20 protein-coding genes are annotated in these 16,516 nt (G+C 73.3%); 10 read left to right on the plus strand and 10 right to left on the minus strand.

From position 1 onward, the window contains the following. Positions 1 to 123: 123 nt before the first annotated feature. Positions 124 to 807 carry a uridine kinase family protein gene (locus AC068A_RS15810; RefSeq protein ID WP_478585205.1) on the minus strand — a complete coding sequence of 228 codons (684 nt, stop codon included), beginning with the start codon at positions 805 to 807 and terminating at the stop codon, positions 124 to 126. Positions 808 to 889: 82 nt separating this feature from the next. Between AC068A_RS15810 and AC068A_RS15815 the strand changes: the two genes are divergently transcribed. Continuing rightward, positions 890 to 1,240 carry a hypothetical protein gene (locus tag AC068A_RS15815; protein ID WP_478585207.1) on the plus strand — a complete coding sequence of 117 codons (351 nt, stop codon included), beginning with the start codon at positions 890 to 892 and terminating at the stop codon, positions 1,238 to 1,240. Between the two features lie 137 nt (positions 1,241 to 1,377). Here AC068A_RS15815 and AC068A_RS15820 read toward each other — a convergent pair whose 3' ends face one another. The 3 genes from AC068A_RS15820 to deoC are packed head-to-tail and all read right to left on the minus strand — an operon-like array spanning position 1,378 to position 4,690. Further along, positions 1,378 to 2,274 carry an aldehyde dehydrogenase family protein gene (locus AC068A_RS15820; RefSeq protein ID WP_478585209.1) on the minus strand — a complete coding sequence of 299 codons (897 nt, stop codon included), beginning with the start codon at positions 2,272 to 2,274 and terminating at the stop codon, positions 1,378 to 1,380. Beyond that, entirely contained in the window at positions 2,267 to 3,718 is a 1,452-nt protein-coding gene (locus AC068A_RS15825) for an aldehyde dehydrogenase family protein (protein ID WP_478585211.1), read from the minus strand. The genes AC068A_RS15820 and AC068A_RS15825 overlap by 8 nt, the downstream gene beginning before the upstream one ends. Positions 3,719 to 3,724: 6 nt before the next feature. After that, positions 3,725 to 4,690 (minus strand): deoxyribose-phosphate aldolase, encoded by a 966-nt coding sequence (deoC, locus tag AC068A_RS15830; protein ID WP_478585213.1) that lies wholly within the window; start codon positions 4,688 to 4,690, stop codon positions 3,725 to 3,727. Positions 4,691 to 4,981: 291 nt separating this feature from the next. Here deoC and AC068A_RS15835 point away from each other — a divergent pair, with 291 nt between their 5' ends. The 3 genes from AC068A_RS15835 to AC068A_RS15845 all read left to right on the plus strand — a co-directional run bounded on the left by AC068A_RS15835 (position 4,982) and on the right by AC068A_RS15845 (position 7,263). Continuing rightward, the gene (locus AC068A_RS15835) at positions 4,982 to 5,791 is read left to right on the plus strand and encodes a hypothetical protein (protein ID WP_478585215.1); all 810 of its coding nucleotides are present in this window, start codon (positions 4,982 to 4,984) and stop codon (positions 5,789 to 5,791) included. Positions 5,792 to 5,879: 88 nt separating this feature from the next. Then, positions 5,880 to 6,629 carry a class F sortase gene (locus AC068A_RS15840; protein WP_478585217.1) on the plus strand — a complete coding sequence of 250 codons (750 nt, stop codon included), beginning with the start codon at positions 5,880 to 5,882 and terminating at the stop codon, positions 6,627 to 6,629. After that, positions 6,607 to 7,263, plus strand: a complete 657-nt coding sequence (locus AC068A_RS15845; RefSeq protein ID WP_478585219.1) for a PH domain-containing protein — start codon at positions 6,607 to 6,609, stop codon at positions 7,261 to 7,263. Before AC068A_RS15840 ends, AC068A_RS15845 begins: the two co-directional genes overlap by 23 nt. Positions 7,264 to 7,288: 25 nt before the next feature. On the opposite strand, the gene AC068A_RS15850 is transcribed toward AC068A_RS15845, so the two are convergent. Further along, complete coding sequence (locus AC068A_RS15850) at positions 7,289 to 7,717, minus strand: DUF7144 family membrane protein (RefSeq protein ID WP_478585221.1); 429 nt, start codon at positions 7,715 to 7,717, stop codon at positions 7,289 to 7,291. Positions 7,718 to 7,946: 229 nt separating this feature from the next. Between AC068A_RS15850 and AC068A_RS15855 the strand changes: the two genes are divergently transcribed. Next, the gene (locus tag AC068A_RS15855) at positions 7,947 to 8,534 is read left to right on the plus strand and encodes a VanZ family protein (protein WP_478585222.1); all 588 of its coding nucleotides are present in this window, start codon (positions 7,947 to 7,949) and stop codon (positions 8,532 to 8,534) included. A gap of 42 nt (positions 8,535 to 8,576) precedes the next feature. After that, positions 8,577 to 8,777 carry a PspC domain-containing protein gene (locus AC068A_RS15860; RefSeq protein WP_478585224.1) on the plus strand — a complete coding sequence of 67 codons (201 nt, stop codon included), beginning with the start codon at positions 8,577 to 8,579 and terminating at the stop codon, positions 8,775 to 8,777. Between the two features lie 70 nt (positions 8,778 to 8,847). On the opposite strand, the gene AC068A_RS15865 is transcribed toward AC068A_RS15860, so the two are convergent. From AC068A_RS15865 to AC068A_RS15875, 3 genes are all read right to left on the minus strand, one after another. Further along, entirely contained in the window at positions 8,848 to 9,618 is a 771-nt protein-coding gene (locus AC068A_RS15865; RefSeq protein ID WP_478585226.1) for a hypothetical protein, read from the minus strand. 184 nt (positions 9,619 to 9,802) lie between these two features. Next, the gene (locus tag AC068A_RS15870) at positions 9,803 to 10,078 is read right to left on the minus strand and encodes a hypothetical protein (protein ID WP_478585228.1); all 276 of its coding nucleotides are present in this window, start codon (positions 10,076 to 10,078) and stop codon (positions 9,803 to 9,805) included. Positions 10,079 to 10,251: 173 nt separating this feature from the next. Then, on the minus strand, positions 10,252 to 11,367 hold the full coding sequence (locus AC068A_RS15875) for an adenosine deaminase (RefSeq protein WP_478585230.1): 1,116 nt from the start codon (positions 11,365 to 11,367) through the stop codon (positions 10,252 to 10,254). Positions 11,368 to 11,479: 112 nt separating this feature from the next. On the opposite strand from AC068A_RS15875, the gene AC068A_RS15880 reads away from it, so the two are divergent. Both AC068A_RS15880 and AC068A_RS15885 read left to right on the plus strand, forming a co-directional pair. After that, the gene (locus tag AC068A_RS15880) at positions 11,480 to 12,202 is read left to right on the plus strand and encodes an alpha/beta hydrolase (RefSeq protein ID WP_478585232.1); all 723 of its coding nucleotides are present in this window, start codon (positions 11,480 to 11,482) and stop codon (positions 12,200 to 12,202) included. Between the two features lie 74 nt (positions 12,203 to 12,276). Next, the gene (locus AC068A_RS15885; protein WP_478585234.1) at positions 12,277 to 12,645 is read left to right on the plus strand and encodes a cupin domain-containing protein; all 369 of its coding nucleotides are present in this window, start codon (positions 12,277 to 12,279) and stop codon (positions 12,643 to 12,645) included. 108 nt (positions 12,646 to 12,753) lie between these two features. Here AC068A_RS15885 and AC068A_RS15890 read toward each other — a convergent pair whose 3' ends face one another. Then, on the minus strand, positions 12,754 to 13,728 hold the full coding sequence (locus tag AC068A_RS15890; protein WP_478585235.1) for a LysR family transcriptional regulator: 975 nt from the start codon (positions 13,726 to 13,728) through the stop codon (positions 12,754 to 12,756). Positions 13,729 to 13,827: 99 nt separating this feature from the next. On the opposite strand from AC068A_RS15890, the gene AC068A_RS15895 reads away from it, so the two are divergent. Further along, positions 13,828 to 15,144: an MFS transporter gene (locus tag AC068A_RS15895; RefSeq protein ID WP_478585237.1), complete on the plus strand. Its 1,317-nt coding sequence runs from the start codon at positions 13,828 to 13,830 to the stop codon at positions 15,142 to 15,144. A gap of 74 nt (positions 15,145 to 15,218) precedes the next feature. Continuing rightward, positions 15,219 to 16,214, plus strand: a complete 996-nt coding sequence (locus tag AC068A_RS15900; protein ID WP_478585239.1) for a sigma-70 family RNA polymerase sigma factor — start codon at positions 15,219 to 15,221, stop codon at positions 16,212 to 16,214. On the opposite strand, the gene AC068A_RS15905 is transcribed toward AC068A_RS15900, so the two are convergent. Beyond that, positions 16,128 to 16,472 carry an STAS domain-containing protein gene (locus tag AC068A_RS15905; protein ID WP_478585240.1) on the minus strand — a complete coding sequence of 115 codons (345 nt, stop codon included), beginning with the start codon at positions 16,470 to 16,472 and terminating at the stop codon, positions 16,128 to 16,130. The two genes, AC068A_RS15900 and AC068A_RS15905, sit on opposite strands and share 87 nt — an antisense overlap. Positions 16,473 to 16,516 lie beyond the last annotated feature (44 nt).

The raw sequence follows: 16,516 nt of genomic DNA on the forward strand, positions 1-16,516 counted from the left end.
ACCCGGTGCCTCCCCCCCCTCCCCCCCCCCCCCCCCCCCCCCCCCCCCCCCCCCCCCCCCCCCCCCCCCCCCCCCGCCTCCGTTTTTTGTACGGGGTGGCGGCGCCGCCCGTTTGGACGTCGCTCAGACGGCGGCGGGGGCGCTCGGCGACCGGTGGCGGCCGGCGGCAGCGGCCGCGAGGCGGCCCAGCGCCTCGTCGCGGCCGCAGGGGTGGGCGCCGAGGGCGGCGTGCCGGGCGACGATGCCCCGCTCGGCCCGCATCAGGCGCAGGCCGCGCCGCAGCAGGAACAGCACCGACTTGCGGCCCTCGCGCAGGTCGCGGAGCAGGCGGCGGCGGAACGTGGTGGACGGGCGGCCGCGCAGGCAGATGGCGTCGGCGAGCAGCCCCAGCTCCTGGCAGCGGGCCGCGATGTCGGCCGCGAAGATCCCCTCGGCGATGAAGAGCGGGGTCCGGGAGATGTCGAAGGCCTCCGTGCCGGTCCGGGCGGAGGTCGCGATGTCGTAGACGGGGACCTCGGTACGGCCGGTGCGGCACAGCTGGGCGATGGCCTCGACGGCGACGTCGGCGTCCCACGACTGCGGGGAGTCCCAGTCGATGTCGGAGCTGCCCTCGACCAGGGGGAGGGTCGGGTCGTCGCCCTCCTTGTAGAAGTCGTCCAGGCGCAGCACCGGCAACCCGGAACGGGCGGCGAGCGAGGACTTTCCGGAACCTGAAGGTCCGGTCAACAGGACGACACGCGTAGGCAAAGGAGAGGAGGAGCTCACGGAACACCAGTCTGACGCATTCCCCCGCGCGTGGGATGCCATCTGCCGCTCGTTGGTATCGAGGATCACACCTCCACTACGCTGCGTGCACACGCGACCACGACCACAGGCGGGATCCTTCCTCATGGCACGTCACGCAGCCCCCGGCACCTCCTCAGCCCTGCGCTCCGCGGGCCTCACGGTCTCCATGGCCGGTGCGGCGCTCGCGATGGCCGCGGGCGGCGCCCAGGCGGGCGAGCTGTCGGCTCCGGCGGCGGTCGCCGGGGTCGTCGACCCGATCGCGAACCTCGAGGTGAACCCGCTCGCCCACACGGGCATGGACCCGCTGGACAACGGCGTCACCACGAAGGTGGCGGACTTCCGGCCGGTCGGCACCACGATGGTCACCGGCGCCCTCACCCAGGGCCCGTCGGTCGCCGAGCTCCCCGACGCGGCCGTCGCCTCCCTGCTCGGCCCCCTGACCGGCAACAAGTAGCCACCGCCGTCCTGGAGCCGACACAGGCGGCCCCGGAGGCGAACCGGGCCCCGAAAAAAGACAGCGGCCCCGGCAGCACGGGAAGTGCTGCCGGGGCCGCGTGCGTCCGGCGGCTCGCACCGACCGGCTCGTACCGCCTAGTACGAGGATCCCGAGGCGCCCAGGGAGCCCGTCGGGTGCCAGACCGTCTTGGTCTCGAGGAACGCCGTCATGCGCGCCGTCCCCTGGTCACCGGTCCAGTCGTCCACAGGCTGTGGACGCAGGACGCGCTTCAGGTTGTCGGCGGCGGCGATCTCCAGTTCCTTGGCGAGCGCCGGGTCGGCGCCCGTCAGGTCGATCGCGTTGACGTCCTGGTGGGCCGCGAGGTGCGGGCCCATCTCGGAAGCCTTGCCGGACAGGATGTTGACGACGCCGCCCGGCAGGTCGGAGGTGGCGAGCACCTCGCCCAGGGAGAGCGCCGGCAGCGGGGCCTTCTCGCTGGCGATGACGACGGCGGTGCTGCCGGTCGCGATCACCGGGGCGATCACGGAGACCAGGCCCAGGAAGGACGAGTCCTGCGGGGCGATGACCGTGACGACACCGGTCGGCTCGGGGGTGGAGAGGTTGAAGTACGGGCCCGCGACCGGGTTGGCCCCGCCCACGACCTGCCCGATCTTGTCGGTCCAGCCCGCGTACCAGACCCAGCGGTCGATGGCCGCGTCCACGACGGCGGCCGCCTTGGACTTGGACAGCCCCTCGGCCTCGCCGACCTCGCGCACGAACTGCTCGCGGCGGCCCTCCAGCATCTCGGCGACGCGGTAGAGGATCTGGCCGCGGTTGTACGCGGTCGCACCGGACCAGCCGCCGAAGGCCTTGCGGGCGGCGACGACCGCGTCACGCGCGTCCTTGCGGGAGGACAGCGGGGCGTTGGCCAGCCACTTGCCCTTGGAGTCGGTCACCTCGTACACCCGGCCGCTCTCGGAGCGGGGGAACTTGCCCCCGACGTACAGCTTGTAGGTCTTGAAGACGTTCAGGCGGGTCGTCGACTCAGACATCGAGGTAAGCCTCCAGGCCGTGGCGGCCGCCCTCGCGGCCGAAGCCCGACTCCTTGTAGCCGCCGAAGGGCGAGGTCGGGTCGAACTTGTTGAACGTGTTGGCCCAGACGACACCCGCGCGGAGCTTGTTGGCGACCGCGAGGATGCGCGAGCCCTTCTCCGTCCAGATGCCGGCGGAGAGGCCGTACTGGCTGTTGTTGGCCTTGGCGACGGCCTCGTCCGGCGTGCGGAAGGTCAGCACGGACAGCACCGGGCCGAAAATCTCGTCGCGGGCGATGGTGTGCGCCTGGCTGACGTTCGTGAAGACCGTCGGAGCGAACCAGTAGCCGGCGGACGGCAGCTCGCAGGCCGGGGACCAGCGCTCGGCGCCCTCGGCCTCGCCGGTGTCCGCGAGGGCGGTGATCCGGGCGAGCTGCTCGGCGGAGTTGATCGCACCGATGTCGGTGTTCTTGTCGAGCGGGTCGCCGAGCCGCAGGGTGCTCAGGCGGCGCTTGAGGGAGTCCAGCAGCTCGTCGTGGATCGACTCCTGGACCAGCAGGCGGGAGCCGGCGCAGCAGACCTGGCCCTGGTTGAAGAAGATGCCGCCGACGATGCCCTCGACGGCCTGGTCGATGGGGGCGTCGTCGAAGACGATGTTGGCGCCCTTGCCGCCCAGCTCCAGGGTGAGCTTCTTGTCGGTGCCGGCGACCTGGCGGGCGATGGCCTTGCCGACCGCGGTGGAGCCGGTGAAGGCGACCTTGTTGACGTCCGGGTGCTCGACGAGGGCCGCGCCGGTGTCCCCGTAGCCGGGGACGATGTTGACGACGCCCTTGGGCAGACCCGCCTGGCGGCAGATGTCCGCGAAGAACAGGGCGGACAGCGGGGTCGTCTCGGCGGGCTTGAGGACGACGGTGTTGCCGGTGGCCAGCGCCGGGGCGATCTTCCACGCGAGCATCAGCAGCGGGAAGTTCCACGGGATGACCTGGCCGGCGACGCCCAGCGGGCGCGGGTTCGGCCCGTAGCCGGCGTGGTCGAGCTTGTCGGCCCAGCCCGCGTAGTAGAAGAAGTGCGCGGCGACCAGCGGGAGGTCCGCGTCGCGGGTCTCCTTGATCGGCTTGCCGTTGTCGAGGGTCTCCAGGACGGCCAGCTCGCGGCTGCGCTCCTGGATGATCCGGGCGATGCGGAAGAGGTACTTGGCGCGCTCGGAGCCGGGCAGCGCGGACCACTTCTCGAAGGCCTTGCGGGCGGCCTTGACGGCACGGTCGACGTCCGCGGCGCCCGCCTGGGCGACCTCGGCGAGGACCTCCTCGGTGGACGGCGAGACGGTCTTGAAGACCTTGCCGTCCGCGGCGTCGGTGAACTCGCCGTCGATGAAGAGGCCGTAGGAGGGGGCGATGTCGACGACCGAGCGGGACTCGGGAGCCGGGGCGTACTCGAATGCAGATGTCTGCTTGTCGATGTTCATGGGGTCTCAGTCCACCGTCACGTAGTCGGGACCGGAGTAACGGCCCGTGTTCAGCTTCTGGCGCTGCATCAGCAGGTCGTTGAGCAGGCTGGAGGCGCCGAAGCGGAACCACTCGTTGGTCAGCCAGTCCTGGCCCGCGGTCTCGTTGACCAGGACCAGGAACTTGATGGCGTCCTTGGTGGTGCGGATGCCGCCGGCCGGCTTCACGCCGATCTGGATTCCGGTCTGCGCCTTGAAGTCGCGGACGGCTTCGAGCATGAGCAGCGTGTTGGCGGGGGTGGCGTTGACGCCGACCTTGCCGGTGGAGGTCTTGATGAAGTCGGCACCGGCGAGCATGCCGATCCAGGAGGCGCGGCGGATGTTGTCGTACGTCGACAGCTCGCCGGTCTCGAAGATGACCTTCAGGCGGGCGGCCGTGCCGTCCTCGCGGACGCAGGCCTCCTTGACGGCCTTGATCAGCTCGTACGTCTCCAGGTAGCGGCCGGCGAGGAAGGCGCCACGGTCGATGACCATGTCGATCTCGTCGGCGCCGGCGGCGACGGCGTCACGGGTGTCCGCGAGCTTGACCGGAAGCGCGGCGCGGCCGGCCGGGAAGGCGGTGGCGACGGACGCCACCTTCACGTCGGCGCCGTTCAGGGCGGCCTTGGCGACGGCCACCATGTCCGGGTAGACGCAGACCGCGGCGGTCATGGGGGTCGTCCGGTCGGTGGGGTCGGGGTTGACGGCCTTGGCGGCGAGCGACCGGACCTTGCCCGGGGTGTCGGCACCCTCAAGCGTGGTCAGGTCGATCATCGAGATGGCCAGGTCGATGGCGTACGCCTTGGCCGAGGTCTTGATCGAACGGGTGCCGAGCGCGGCCGCGCGGGCCTCCAGGCCGACGGCGTCCACGCCGGGCAGCCCGTGCAGGAACCGGCGCAGCGCACTGTCGGACGTCGTCACGTCAGCGAATGCGGGGGTGGTGGGCATGGTCACCACACGAGCATATCTACGCGCGTAGCGGCCTGTCACCCCCCTGGGGTGCACATCTGTGCGGGGGAGGTCCCATTCGGGCGGGGCGGGTGCCGGGCGGGACCGCGGGGCCGGAAGCGGAATGTGCTGGTCACAGCCGTTACACGGCCATGACAGGACTCCCACGATCCGGCCGAACAAGATCCGTAGATTTCTTTTCAGCAGCCCGCCGGAACTCACCGGATGAAAGCCCGACAGGGAAGACGCGGCATGCGATTCTCCCACCTGCCCGCGACACAGCTTCCAGGAGTCGTTGTGCGTACCGCCGTCCGTACCTCGATCGTCACCGCCGCCCTCGCCGGGGCGCTGCTGGCCCCCGCCGCCTCCGGCGCGGCCGGCGCGTTCGCCGCCCAGGCCACCGCCGCACACGGTGCGACCTTGGTGTACGGGACCGTCTCGGACAGCGACCGGTACGCGGGCGAGCCCGTCTACATCGGCGAGGGCCTGGTCGCGGTGCTGCGGAACAAGGAGGAGGGCCCCGAGGCCTGGATCCGGTTCACGGGCTCGCAGTGGAAGCCCGGCGACGCCTACATGGTCCACGTGCTGACCGTGCTGGACCGGACCCACCTCAGCGACACCGCGAACGGGCTGCTCCTCTCCCTGACCAAGGCGGACACCTCCGACCCGGTGCTGACCGTCACCAAGAACGGGGTCGCCGCGTCCCACCCGCTGCCGAAGGCCGGGCAGGACGCCGCGGCGCCCGGGGCGCCGACCGCCCCGAAGGCCCCGGAGGCCCCGGCGAAGCCCGAGGCCCCGAAGGTGCCCGAAGCCCCGGAGGCCCCGGTCGGGCAGCCGTCCCCGTCCACCGCGCCCGCGGAGCCGGCCGCCGGCGGCGCCGCCGGCTCGGGGGCGAAGCCGCAGACGGGCGGCGCGCAGGTGCTGGTCGTGCCGCAGGGCGCGGTCGCCGCCGGCGCCGAGATCGCCACCGAGACCCCCGAGGACGCCGACAACAGCATCACCGTGGCCGCCGGCAGCGGGCTGATCGCGATCGTCGCCGCGATCGGGGCCGCCCTCGCGCTCCGCTCCCGCCGCGCCGCCCGCGCCCGTACCGGCGCCGGCGCCTGAGCGCCCACGGCCGAACTGCGCACCCGTTCGTTCCGGCGGGCCGCCACCGCGGCGGCCCGCCGGGCCCGTTCCCGTAAGGCCCACACCCATGGCCCACCGCGCAAGCCCGCTGCCCGGCGCCGCCGCCCGGCCCAACCCGCCCACCCGGTACACCCGGTACACCCCGCACGGCACGCCGGCCGCGCGGGCCGTGACGGCCGCCCTCACCGCGCTCGCCGCGCTCGCGCTGACCGGCTGCGGCGGCGGCACGGACGCACCCGCCACTCCCCCGCCGCACATTTCGACGGCGGCACCGGCGGCTCCGGCGGCCGGCGCACCGCCGTCCCCCGCGGCCCCGCTGCCCGCGTCCGAGCCGGTCCGGGTGCGGATCCCGGCGGCCGGTGTGGGCACCGGGCCGCTGCTCCGGCTGGGCCTGGCGGCCGACGGCACGGTCGAGGTGCCCTCCGTGGCCGACGCGGACCGGATCGGCTGGTACACCAAGGCCGTCACCCCGGGCGAGACCGGCCCGGCGGTGCTGATCGGGCACTTCGACACCGCCCGCGGCCCGGCCGTCCTGCGGGACGTCTCGAAGGTCCGGACCGGCGACGAGATCACCGTCACCCGGGAGGACGGCGGCACCGCGGTCTTCCGGGTGCGCGAGCTGGAGCAGGTGCCCAAGAAGCGCTTCCCCACTGCCAAGGTCTACGGGAACACCGCCGGACCGGAACTGCGGCTGATCACCTGCGGCGGAGAGCTCACCGACGGCCACCGCCCCGACAACATCATCCTGTACGCCGACCTCGTGGCCCCCGGCGCCGTGAGGCAGAATCGGGCGCATGAGCAGCCAGCAGCCCGATGACGAGCCGGTCTACGACGACCGGGTCTACCGCTCCCCCATGGCCGTGGTCACCGGGGTCCTGCTGCTGGCCCTGATCGTGTGGCTGTGCGGGGACGCCCTGGTGAGCGGGTCGGGCAGCACCCGCTGGTACGCCGCGGCGATCGCCCTGTGCGCCGTACCGCTGACGGTGGCGTTCACCATCCGTCCGGCCGTCTTCGCCAACGAGAACCGGATGCGGGTGCGCAACCCCTTCCGGGTCATCGAGCTGCCCTGGGCCGCCGTGGACGCGGTCCGTGCCGGGTACTCCGCCGAGGTGCTGGCCGAGGGGGCGAAGTACCAGCTGTGGTCGGTGCCCGTCTCGCTGCGGGAGCGGAAGAAGGCGAACCGGCAGCAGCTCAGCCGCCGCGGCGGGCTCACCGGGAAGGGCCTGACCGCGCGGGGCAAGGGCGCCGGAGGGGCGAACGGCGCCGCGGCGCCCGCCGAACCGCAGCGGGCGCACGCGGACCAGGTGGTGGAGGAGCTGCGCGAGCTGGCCGAGCGCGGTGCCTCGCGGGCCGGAGCACAGGGCGGTGTGCGCGTGCGCTGGTCGTACGAGATCATCGCGCCGGCCGTGGTCGGAGCCGTGCTCCTGATCGTGCTGCTCGCCCTCCGTTAGACCGTCCCTTCCGGTCATCCGCCGCTCACCAGCGCACCGGCTCCTTGTCGGTGCACAGGGCCCAGATGACGAACACGGCCACCGCGATGACGACGAGCGACCACAGCGGCTGGTAGGGCAGCCAGAGGAAGTGCACGACCACCGTCAGCGAGGCCAGGACGATACCGGCGATCCGGGCCCAGTTCGCACCCTTGAGCAGGAAGATGCCGACGATCAGGACCACGATCCCGAGGATCAGGTGGATCCAGCCCCAGCCGCTCAGGGTGAACTTGTAGATGTAGTCGCCGATGCGGGTGTAGAAGATGTCGTCCTCGGCGATGGCGGCGATGCCTTCGATGATCGCGAAGACACCGTTGACCACCATCAGGACGCCGGCGAGCACCGTGCCGCCGGTCGCCCAGGGGTGTGCGGCGCCGGGTTTGCCGGCGGGTGCGGGCGTGGGAGTGGTTGTCATCGCGCCACCTCGCCTCTCGCTCGAATGGGTGGGGGCCATTCGAGCGTGCGGGCGCCTCGCCCGCCCCGCGACCGGCATTGGGCCGATCGGGTGACGGTATGGCGTACCCCGCCGCCGATGCCCGCCCGGGCCGGCGGTGGTGTCATCCGATCGGATTCTCATCAGCCGCACTCCTACCGCCCCGGGGCATTTCGGAACCGAAGCCGCCGGACGGTGCGTCTTCGCCGGTGTGCAGCGTCATGAGGTCGGCCCCCGCGCCGCCACCGCCATACACCTGCGGCTCCGGCTCCTCGGCGGGGGCCTGCTGGTCGCCCATCTGCTCCTCGTCGGCTGGCTCACCCTCCGCCCCCTGGACGTGCCCTGGGCGGCTGCCGCGAACCTGACCCCCTTCGAGGGGATCAGGGCCGATCTCACGCGCGGGCCGCTGGAGGCCGCCCGCCGGATCGGCGAGGGCCTGGCGCTGCTCGCCCCGCTCGGCGTCCTGCTGCCCCTGACGGGCGGGAGCCTGGCGCCCTCGCCGCTGGCCGCGTGGTCCTCGCTGGCGCGGACGGCCGCCGCGGGCGCGCTGGTGTCGATCGGCATCGAGATGCTCCAGAGCGCGGTCCCGGGCCGGGTCGTCGACGTCGACTCGGTGCTGCTGAACACCCTCGGCGTGGTGCTGGCGCACTCGGCCGTCGTACCGGCGCTGCGGGCGCGGCTGCGGCGCTCGCAGCGGGCGCGGAATTCCCGGCTCCCTCAGGGGTCCACCCCGAGAATTACCAGGGTCGGGCTGGGACCCTGGACCGACGTTCTGTCGGCGGTTCCGCGGGAGTATTGAGGCATCGCGGGAAACCCCCGTGAATGCGACAGAGGAGACCCCATGAGCGCCATTACGCGCCCTCGTGACGGCCGTTGGATCGGCGGCGTCTGCGCCGGTCTGGCGCGCCGCTTCGGAATTTCCGCGAACACGATGCGGCTGATTTTCGTCGTGTCGTGCCTGCTGCCCGGCCCGCAGATCCTGATCTACCTGGCGCTGTGGCTGCTGCTGCCGAACGAGAAGCCCTCGACCACCTCCTGGTGACCCTCCGCCGACCCGCGGTCGGGTCCCCGCGTCGATGCCCGCGGTCGGGATCCGCGGTCGGGACCCGCGGTCAGGCGGCGCGGCGGACCTTCTCCAGCTGCTTGTCCGCCACCTCGTGCGGAACCAGGGCCTTCTGCCCGGCGCCCGCCACGTTGAGGGCCATCAGCCGCACGATGGTGTCGCCCTCGCGTACGACGACGACGTGGACCTGGGCCGAGACGCCCTGGGCGGCCGCGGTCGTGGTCCAGCTGACGGTGTCGTCGCCGGCGGTCCGGTAGTCGGCCGCCCGTACGTCGCGGTAGCTGCCGCTCTGCTTCCCGACGGTGGCGGTGAAGCCCGTACCGCAGGCGGCGACCGCGTCCTTGAGGCGGGTGACCAGTGCCTTGGCGTCGCGTTCGGCGTAGGAGCTGACGGAGGCGGAGACGGCGAGCCCGACCTTCTTCTGCGAGCCGATACCGCGGTTGACGGTCTCGCGCGCGGCCCGGTCCGGCTCGTCGCCCATGATGTCGGCCAGCGGCTGGCAGGCCTTGCGATCGGCCTGGGGCTGGCCGTCGGGGGCGTTCGGGTCCTTGCCCTGCGCCGAGACCTGGTAGCCGGGCAGGTCGCCCTGTTCGAGGGCGGAGCGCTCCAGCCTGGTTCCGCCGGTCCTCGCCGGGGCGGCCGCGCCGGACGGGGAGCCGGCGTTCGGGGAGCCCGCCGCCGCCGTACCGGCCGGGGCCGCGGAGCCCTTCGGGTCCGGCGCCTTCCCGCCGGCGGGGGCGTCCGCACCGCATCCGACGGCGCCCAGCAGGAGGGCGGGCAGCAGGGCGGCGGTGGCCGCTCCGATCGTGCTTCCGGGCATCAAGCGCATGACCGGTGACCTCTCCCCCGGCTGCCGCCGGGTGGTACCCCCGCCCGTGCGCCGGCGGGCGGTTGGCGGGGATCCTGGCGCACGGCGCCGCGCGGCGCACACCCGGTCGAACCGGCGTGCGCCCCGCGTGCCCGCGTGCGAATCGGCGCGGATCCCGGGGTGGATCCTGCGGGGATCAGCCGCCGCCGAGGGCGCCGACCGGCAGGCCGCCGACCAGGGGGGCGACGGTGCCGGTCAGCTGGGTGACCGTGGCGCCGGGGTCGCCGGCCTCCTGGCCGCCGGCGGTCACCTGCTGCTGGCTGGTGATGCCCTGGAGTGCGCCGGTCGCGCTGCCCAGGGCGTCGGTGACGCCGACGGCGGGGACGGCGGCCGAGGCGGTGCCGGCTGCGACGGCGGCGAAGGCGGCTCCGAGGGCGGCGGCACCGAGGGTCTTGGCAGCTGACTGCTTCATGAAGTCTGGTCCTTGGGACTGGGGAATCGGGCGGCTCCGCAAACTAGCCACTTCAAACCGCCGCCCGCAAACAGTCTCAAATAAGAGAAAGCGCCCGGGGATTGTGCCTCCCGGGCGCTTTCTCTTGGTCAGGCCGTGGCCCAGGCCGAATCAGAACCGCTGGTGGAAGCGGTCTACCGGAACAGCCATTCCGACTTCAGCTCGGCATAGCCGGGCTTGATCACGTCGTTGATCATGGCCAGTCGTTCATCGAAAGGAATGAACGCGGACTTCATGGCATTGACGGTGAACCACTGCATGTCGTCGAGCGTGTAGCCGAAGGTGTCGACCAGGTGCTCGAACTCGCGGCTCATGCTGGTGCCGCTCATCAGCCGGTTGTCGGTGTTGACCGTCAGGCGGAAGTGCAGCTTGCGCAGCAGGCCGATCGGGTGCTCGGCGTACGAGGCGGCCGCGGCGGTCTGGAGGTTCGACGTCGGGCACATCTCCAGGGGGATGCGCTTGTCCCGCACGTACGAGGCCAGCCGGCCCAGCTTCACGGAGCCGTCCTCGGCGACCTCGATGTCGTCGATGATCTTCACGCCGTGGCCGAGGCGGTCCGCACCGCACCACTGGAGCGCCTGCCAGATCGACGGCAGGCCGAAGGCCTCGCCCGCGTGGATCGTGAAGTGGTTGTTCTCGCGCTTGAGGTACTCGAACGCGTCGAGGTGGCGGGTGGGAGGGAACCCGGCCTCGGCGCCGGCGATGTCGAAGCCGACGACGCCGTTGTCGCGGTAGCGGTTGGCCAGCTCCGCGATCTCCAGGGCGCGGGCGGCGTGGCGCATCGCGGTGAGTAGGGCGCCCACGCGGATGCGGTGGCCGCTCTCCCGCGCGCGCCGCTCGCCCTCGCGGAAGCCGTCGTTCACGGCCTCGACGACCTCTTCGAGGGTGAGGCCGGCCTCCAGGTGCTGCTCCGGCGCGTAGCGGACCTCGGCGTAGACGACGCCGTCCTCGGCGAGGTCCTCGGCGCACTCGGCGGCGACGCGGAAGAGCGCCTCTTTCGTCTGCATGACGGCGCAGGTGTGCGCGAACGTCTCCAGGTAGCGCGGCAGGGAACCGGAGTCGGCGGCGTCGCGGAACCACACGCCCAGCTTGTCGGCGTCGGTCTCGGGGAGCTTGTCGTAGCCGACCGCGCGGGCCAGCTCGATGATGGTCCCGGGGCGCAGGCCGCCGTCGAGGTGGTCGTGCAGCAGCACCTTCGGGGCGCGGCGGATCTGTTCCGGGGTGGGCAGTTCGGTGGTCTGGCTCGTCATCTGCGCACTCTAGCGCCTACGCGCGTAGAGCTGTGTCGCGGCACCGGTCCGATATCCAACAGAGACCGTACGGACGGGTCGCGTACACCTGTCAGTCTGAGACTGTTCCGCCATGTCTCATGATGCGCCTCCGGCGCGCGGGGCCCGCCTGGGGCGGGCGGCCGGCGCGAACGGCTCGGTCCCGACGGTCAGCGGCGTGGTGCTCCTGCTTCCCGGGGCGACCCGGTGGCCCCCCGGCCCGGTACGGCCGCTCGCCCGGGCCCTGGCCCGGGCGGGCCGGACGGAAGGGCTGGTCACGCACACCGTGGCGTACGGCAGGCAGGGCACCCGGGAGCAGGACGCCCGGTGGGCGGCGGACGAGGCGGTGCGCCGGTACGGGGACGTGCCGGTCTGCCTCGCCGGCCACGCGGCGGGCGGCCGCGCGGCCCTGCTCGCGGCAGGCCACGAGGCCGTCAACTCGGTTCTGGCACTCGCGCCTTCGCTGGACGAGGCGGCGGGGCCGGACACACCGGAACCGGTGAAACAGCTGTCCGGCCGGCAGGTGCTGATCGTGCACGGGACGAACGACGCGCGCAGCGCCCCCGAAGCATCGTTCCGCCTCGCGGCGCGGGCGAAGAAGGCCAACCGGGCGACGTGCCGCTTCGAGGTCCACTCCGACGGCCACGGGTTACGGGACCACCAGGCGGAAGTCGTGGCGCTGTCGGTGGACTTCGTCCTCGGGGCCCTGTCCACGGGCCGGTACTCGCGGCCGGTGACGGACGCTCTGGCGGCCCCGCCGCCGCTGGGCCTGCGGATGCCGCTCGCCTCCGGGTTCGGCCGCTCGCTGCGGGGTTGAGGAGGGCCGTCGGCGTTAGAGTGAGAAATGGACTCGGGGCCCACCTCCGCACCCCTTTCGGGAGGCGATGGGGCATGACCATCGTGCGCAGGAACTTCGACGACGCCGACGAGACGCGTCCGTTCGCGGACGGCAAGGGCCGGCTGGACCTGATCCAGGCCGACGGCGGGCCCGTGGGCCGCGCCGTCTTCGAGCCCGGCTGGCGCTGGTCCGAGCACATCAAGCCGATCGCCGGCACCGACAGCTGCCGGTCCGCGCACACGGGGTACGTGGCCAGCGGCCGGATGCACGTCGTCATGGACGACGGGGAGACCGACGACTACGGCCCCGGCGACTTCATGCAGGTGTCACCGGGCCACGACGCCTGGGTCGTGGGCGAGGAGCCGTGCGTGGTCGTCGACTGGACCGGCTTCGGCGACTACGCGAAGGCGGCCGGCGGCTGAACCCGCGGTGCGGGCGCGCCGGCCCGCCCGCACCCTCCGCTCCGCCCCCGTACGGCCGGACGGCCGGACAGCCGGACGGCCGGACGGCCGGACGGCACCGATGGATCCTCAGGCCCCGGGGCGGGGGTCGGTGGCCGCCGGGTCCTGAGCGGGCACGTGCCACTCCGGGATCAGCCGGCCGCGCCGGGACAGCAGGAACCGCTTGAACTGGGCGACCGGCGGGGTGTCGGGGTGGCCGTCGAGCCAGGCCACCCCGATCTCGCGGACCGCCCGCGGGGCCGTCACCGTCAGCTCGACCACGCCCGGGCGGGGCACGGCCGGCGGCGGCAGCAGGGCCACGCCGAGGCCGGCCGCGACCAGCCCGCGCAGGGTCTCGGCCTCCTCGCCCTCGAAGGCGACCCGGGGGGTGAACCCGGCCTCGGCGCACAGGTCGTCGGTGATGCGGCGCAGCCCGTAGCCGGGCTCCAGGGTGACGAAGGCTTCCTCCGCGGCCTCGGCGAGGCGGATGCGCTTGCGGGTCGCGAGGCGGTGGTCGTCGGGGACCACCAGGCGCAGCCGCTGCTCGTCCAGCCTGCGGGCCACCAGGTCGGGGGCGTCCGGGAGGGGTGAGGTCAGGCAGAGGTCGAGCTCGCCGGCCCGCAGCCGCTCCAGCATGGCCTCGCCGTAGTTCTGGACCAGGGAGAAGCGGACGCCGGGGTGGTCGGCGCGGAAGGCGCGGATCAGGCCGGGTACGGTCTCGGGGCCGAGGGTGTGCAGGAAGCCGAACGCCACTTTGCCGTAGGCCGAGTCGGCGTCGTGCTGGACCGATCCGGCGGCGCGGGCGATCTCGGCGAGCGCCTTCTCGGTCGAGGCGAGGAAGGTCCGGCCGGCCGTGGTGAGGGCGACGGTACGGCCCTTGCGGGCGAACAGCGCGACGCCCAGGTCCTGTTCGAGCCGGACCATGGCCCGGGACAGGGTGGACTGCGGGACGCCGAGCTCGTGGGCGGCGCGGGTGACGTGCTCGTGCCGTGCGACCGCGGCGAAGTACGCCAGCCGCGGGGCCAGCAAAGCTGTCACGGCCGTGTCTTCTTCGTAACGGTTCATTGACATGCACCCCTCTGAGCTCTGCTGATGCACCAGCGGATCGATTATCGCGATTTCGTGCATTGGACGCATGAAACGGGGCGGGTCTACGGTCGTGGCATGCCTCCCGTTCATACCGGGGCACCCTCCATCCCGGGTGCCTCCACCGCGTCGTCCCCGAAGGAAAACCGAGAATCCCGGGGTCCGCAGGCCCCCGAGGGCCCCCGGGCCCCCCGGGCCCACGCACCCGGCCTCCCCGGCTACCGCCGGATGAGCCTCGCGCTCTTCGCCGCCGGACTCGCGACGTTCGCCCTCCTCTACTCCACGCAGGCCCTGCTGCCCGCCGTCTCCGACGGCTTCGGGGTGACGGCCGGTCAGGCCAGCTGGACCGTCTCCGCGGCCACCGGCGCGCTCGCCCTGTTCGTCCTGCCGCTCAGCGCGCTCTCCGAGCGCTTCGGCCGGACCCGGATGATGACGGTGTCCCTGGCCGTCGCCGTCGGCATCGGACTCCTCGTGCCGTTCGCACCGAACCTGGAGTGGCTGGTGGCGCTGCGCGCCGTCCAGGGCGCGGCGATCGCCGGCATCCCCGCCTCCGCGATGGCGTACCTGGCGGAGGAGGTGCAGCCCAAGGCGCTGGTGGGCGCGATCGGCCTGTTCGTGGCGGGCAACTCCATCGGCGGGATGAGCAGCCGCCTCGTCACCGGCTGGGCGGCCCAGGCCTGGGGCTGGCGGGCCGGCCTGCTCGCCGTCGGCGCCATGGCGCTGGCCTGCGCGGTCGCCTTCCGGGTACTGCTGCCGCGGGCGCGGTTCTTCCGCCCCGCGTCGCCGGACCCGCGCGCGGTCGGCGCCGCCGTCGCCGGCCACCTGCGCAATCCGCTGCTGCTGCGGCTGTACGGGATCGGCGCCCTGTTCATGACCGTCTTCGGCGCCGTGTACACCGTCATCGGCTACCGCCTCGTCGACGAGTTCTCCCTCGGCCAGGGCGCGATCGGATCGATCTTCCTGATCTACCTCGTCGGTACGGTCTCCTCCGCCGCGGCGGGGCAGCTCGTGGCCCGGGCGGGGCGCCGCGGCGCCCTGTACCTGGCGGTGGCCACCACCGCCCTGGGGCTGCTGCTCTCGCTGGCCGGCTCGGTGGCCGCGGTCGTCGCCGGACTGGTCCTGATCACCGCGGGCTTCTTCGCGGGGCACGCGGTGGCGTCCGCCGCGGTCAGCCGGACCGCGGTGTCGGGCCGTGCGCAGGCCTCCGCGCTGTACCAGTCCGCGTACTACCTCGGCTCCAGTGCGGGCGGCACGCTGGGCGCCCTCGCCTACCACTCCGGGGGCTGGGCGGCCACGGCCGGGATCGCGCTGCTGGCGGTGCTGGGCGTCGTGTCCATCACCCTGTACGGCTCGCACGCGGCCCGGGCGGAGCGGCGGCTGCTCGCGGCGCGCTGAACCCGCCACGAGTATCGATGTCAGACCCCTCCGGTAGGTTCCGTGATATTGGACCGACCAGGGGGATGACGCACATGACGGACACCGCCGGCCTCGCCGCCGGCGCCGACGCGGGACTGGACGCGGCGCTGGACCGCTACCGCGTCGAGCTCACCGGCTACTGCTACCGCATGCTCGGCTCCTCCTTCGACGCCGAGGACGCCGTGCAGGACACGTACGTCCGCGCCTGGCGCGCCTACGGAAAGTTCGAGGGGCGGTCCTCGCTGCGCTCCTGGCTGTACCGCATCGCCACCAACGTCTGCCTGGACCTGCTGAGCGCCGGCGGCAGGCGGGCCCGCCCGATGGACCTCAGCGCGCCGCAGCACCAGGCCTCCGCCGTGCTGACCGAGCGGCCCGAGGTGACCTGGCTGGAGCCGGTCCCCGACGCGCGGGTGCTGCCGCAGACCGCCGACCCGGCGGAGGCGGCGCTGGCGAAGGAGTCGGTGCGGCTGGCGTTCGTCGCGGCCCTCCAGCACCTGCCGCCGAAGCAGCGGGCCGTGCTGATCCTGCGCGAGGTGCTGGCCTGGAAGGCCGACGAGGTGGCGGCCCTGCTGGAGACGACCACCGCCTCGGTGAACAGCGCTCTGCAGCGGGCCCGGGCCACCCTGGCCGCCCGCCCGGCCCGCGCCTGCGAGCCCGCGGACCCGCTGGACGCGGAGCAGGCGAGGCTGCTGGAGCAGTACGTGTCCGCGTTCGAGGCGTACGACATCTCCCGGCTGACCACGCTGCTGCACGGGGACGCCGTGCTGTCCATGCCGCCGTTCGACCTGTGGCTCCGGGGGCACGCGGACATCGCCGCGTGGCACCTGAACCAGGGCGTCGGATGCAAGGGCTCCCGCCTGGTCCCCACCACGGCCAACGGCCTGCCCGCCTTCGGCCAGTACCGCCCGCGGCAGGACGGCCGCCCCGGCCACGTCCCGTGGGCACTCCAGGTCCTGGAGATATCAGACGGCCGGATCGCCGGGCTCAACGCCTTCCTGGACACCGGCCGCTGGTTCCCCCTCTTCGGCCTCCCCGAGGAGCTCGCCTAGCCCCACGAGGCCGAGGAGGGCGCGGAGTTCGGGGCCGGCGCCGGTCACGGCCAGGGGGCGGTTCCAGTGGCGGGCGGTCAGGTGGAGGCGGGCCAGGGTGTCGACGGCCGCGAGGCCGGGCGGGCCGGGGAGGGCTCCGATGTCGCATGCCACGGCGGCGGCTCCGGCCGCGTACAACTCCGCCAGTCGCCGGCACGCCGCGGCGGCGCCGTCCGGCGCCAGGTCGGGGCCGGTCAGGATCAGGGTCCGGTGCGTCATGACTGTCTGACCGGGCGGGGCGCCCGGACTCATCGGTGGCGTGC

This window comes from Streptomyces sp. NPDC043854 (assembly GCF_056436005.1).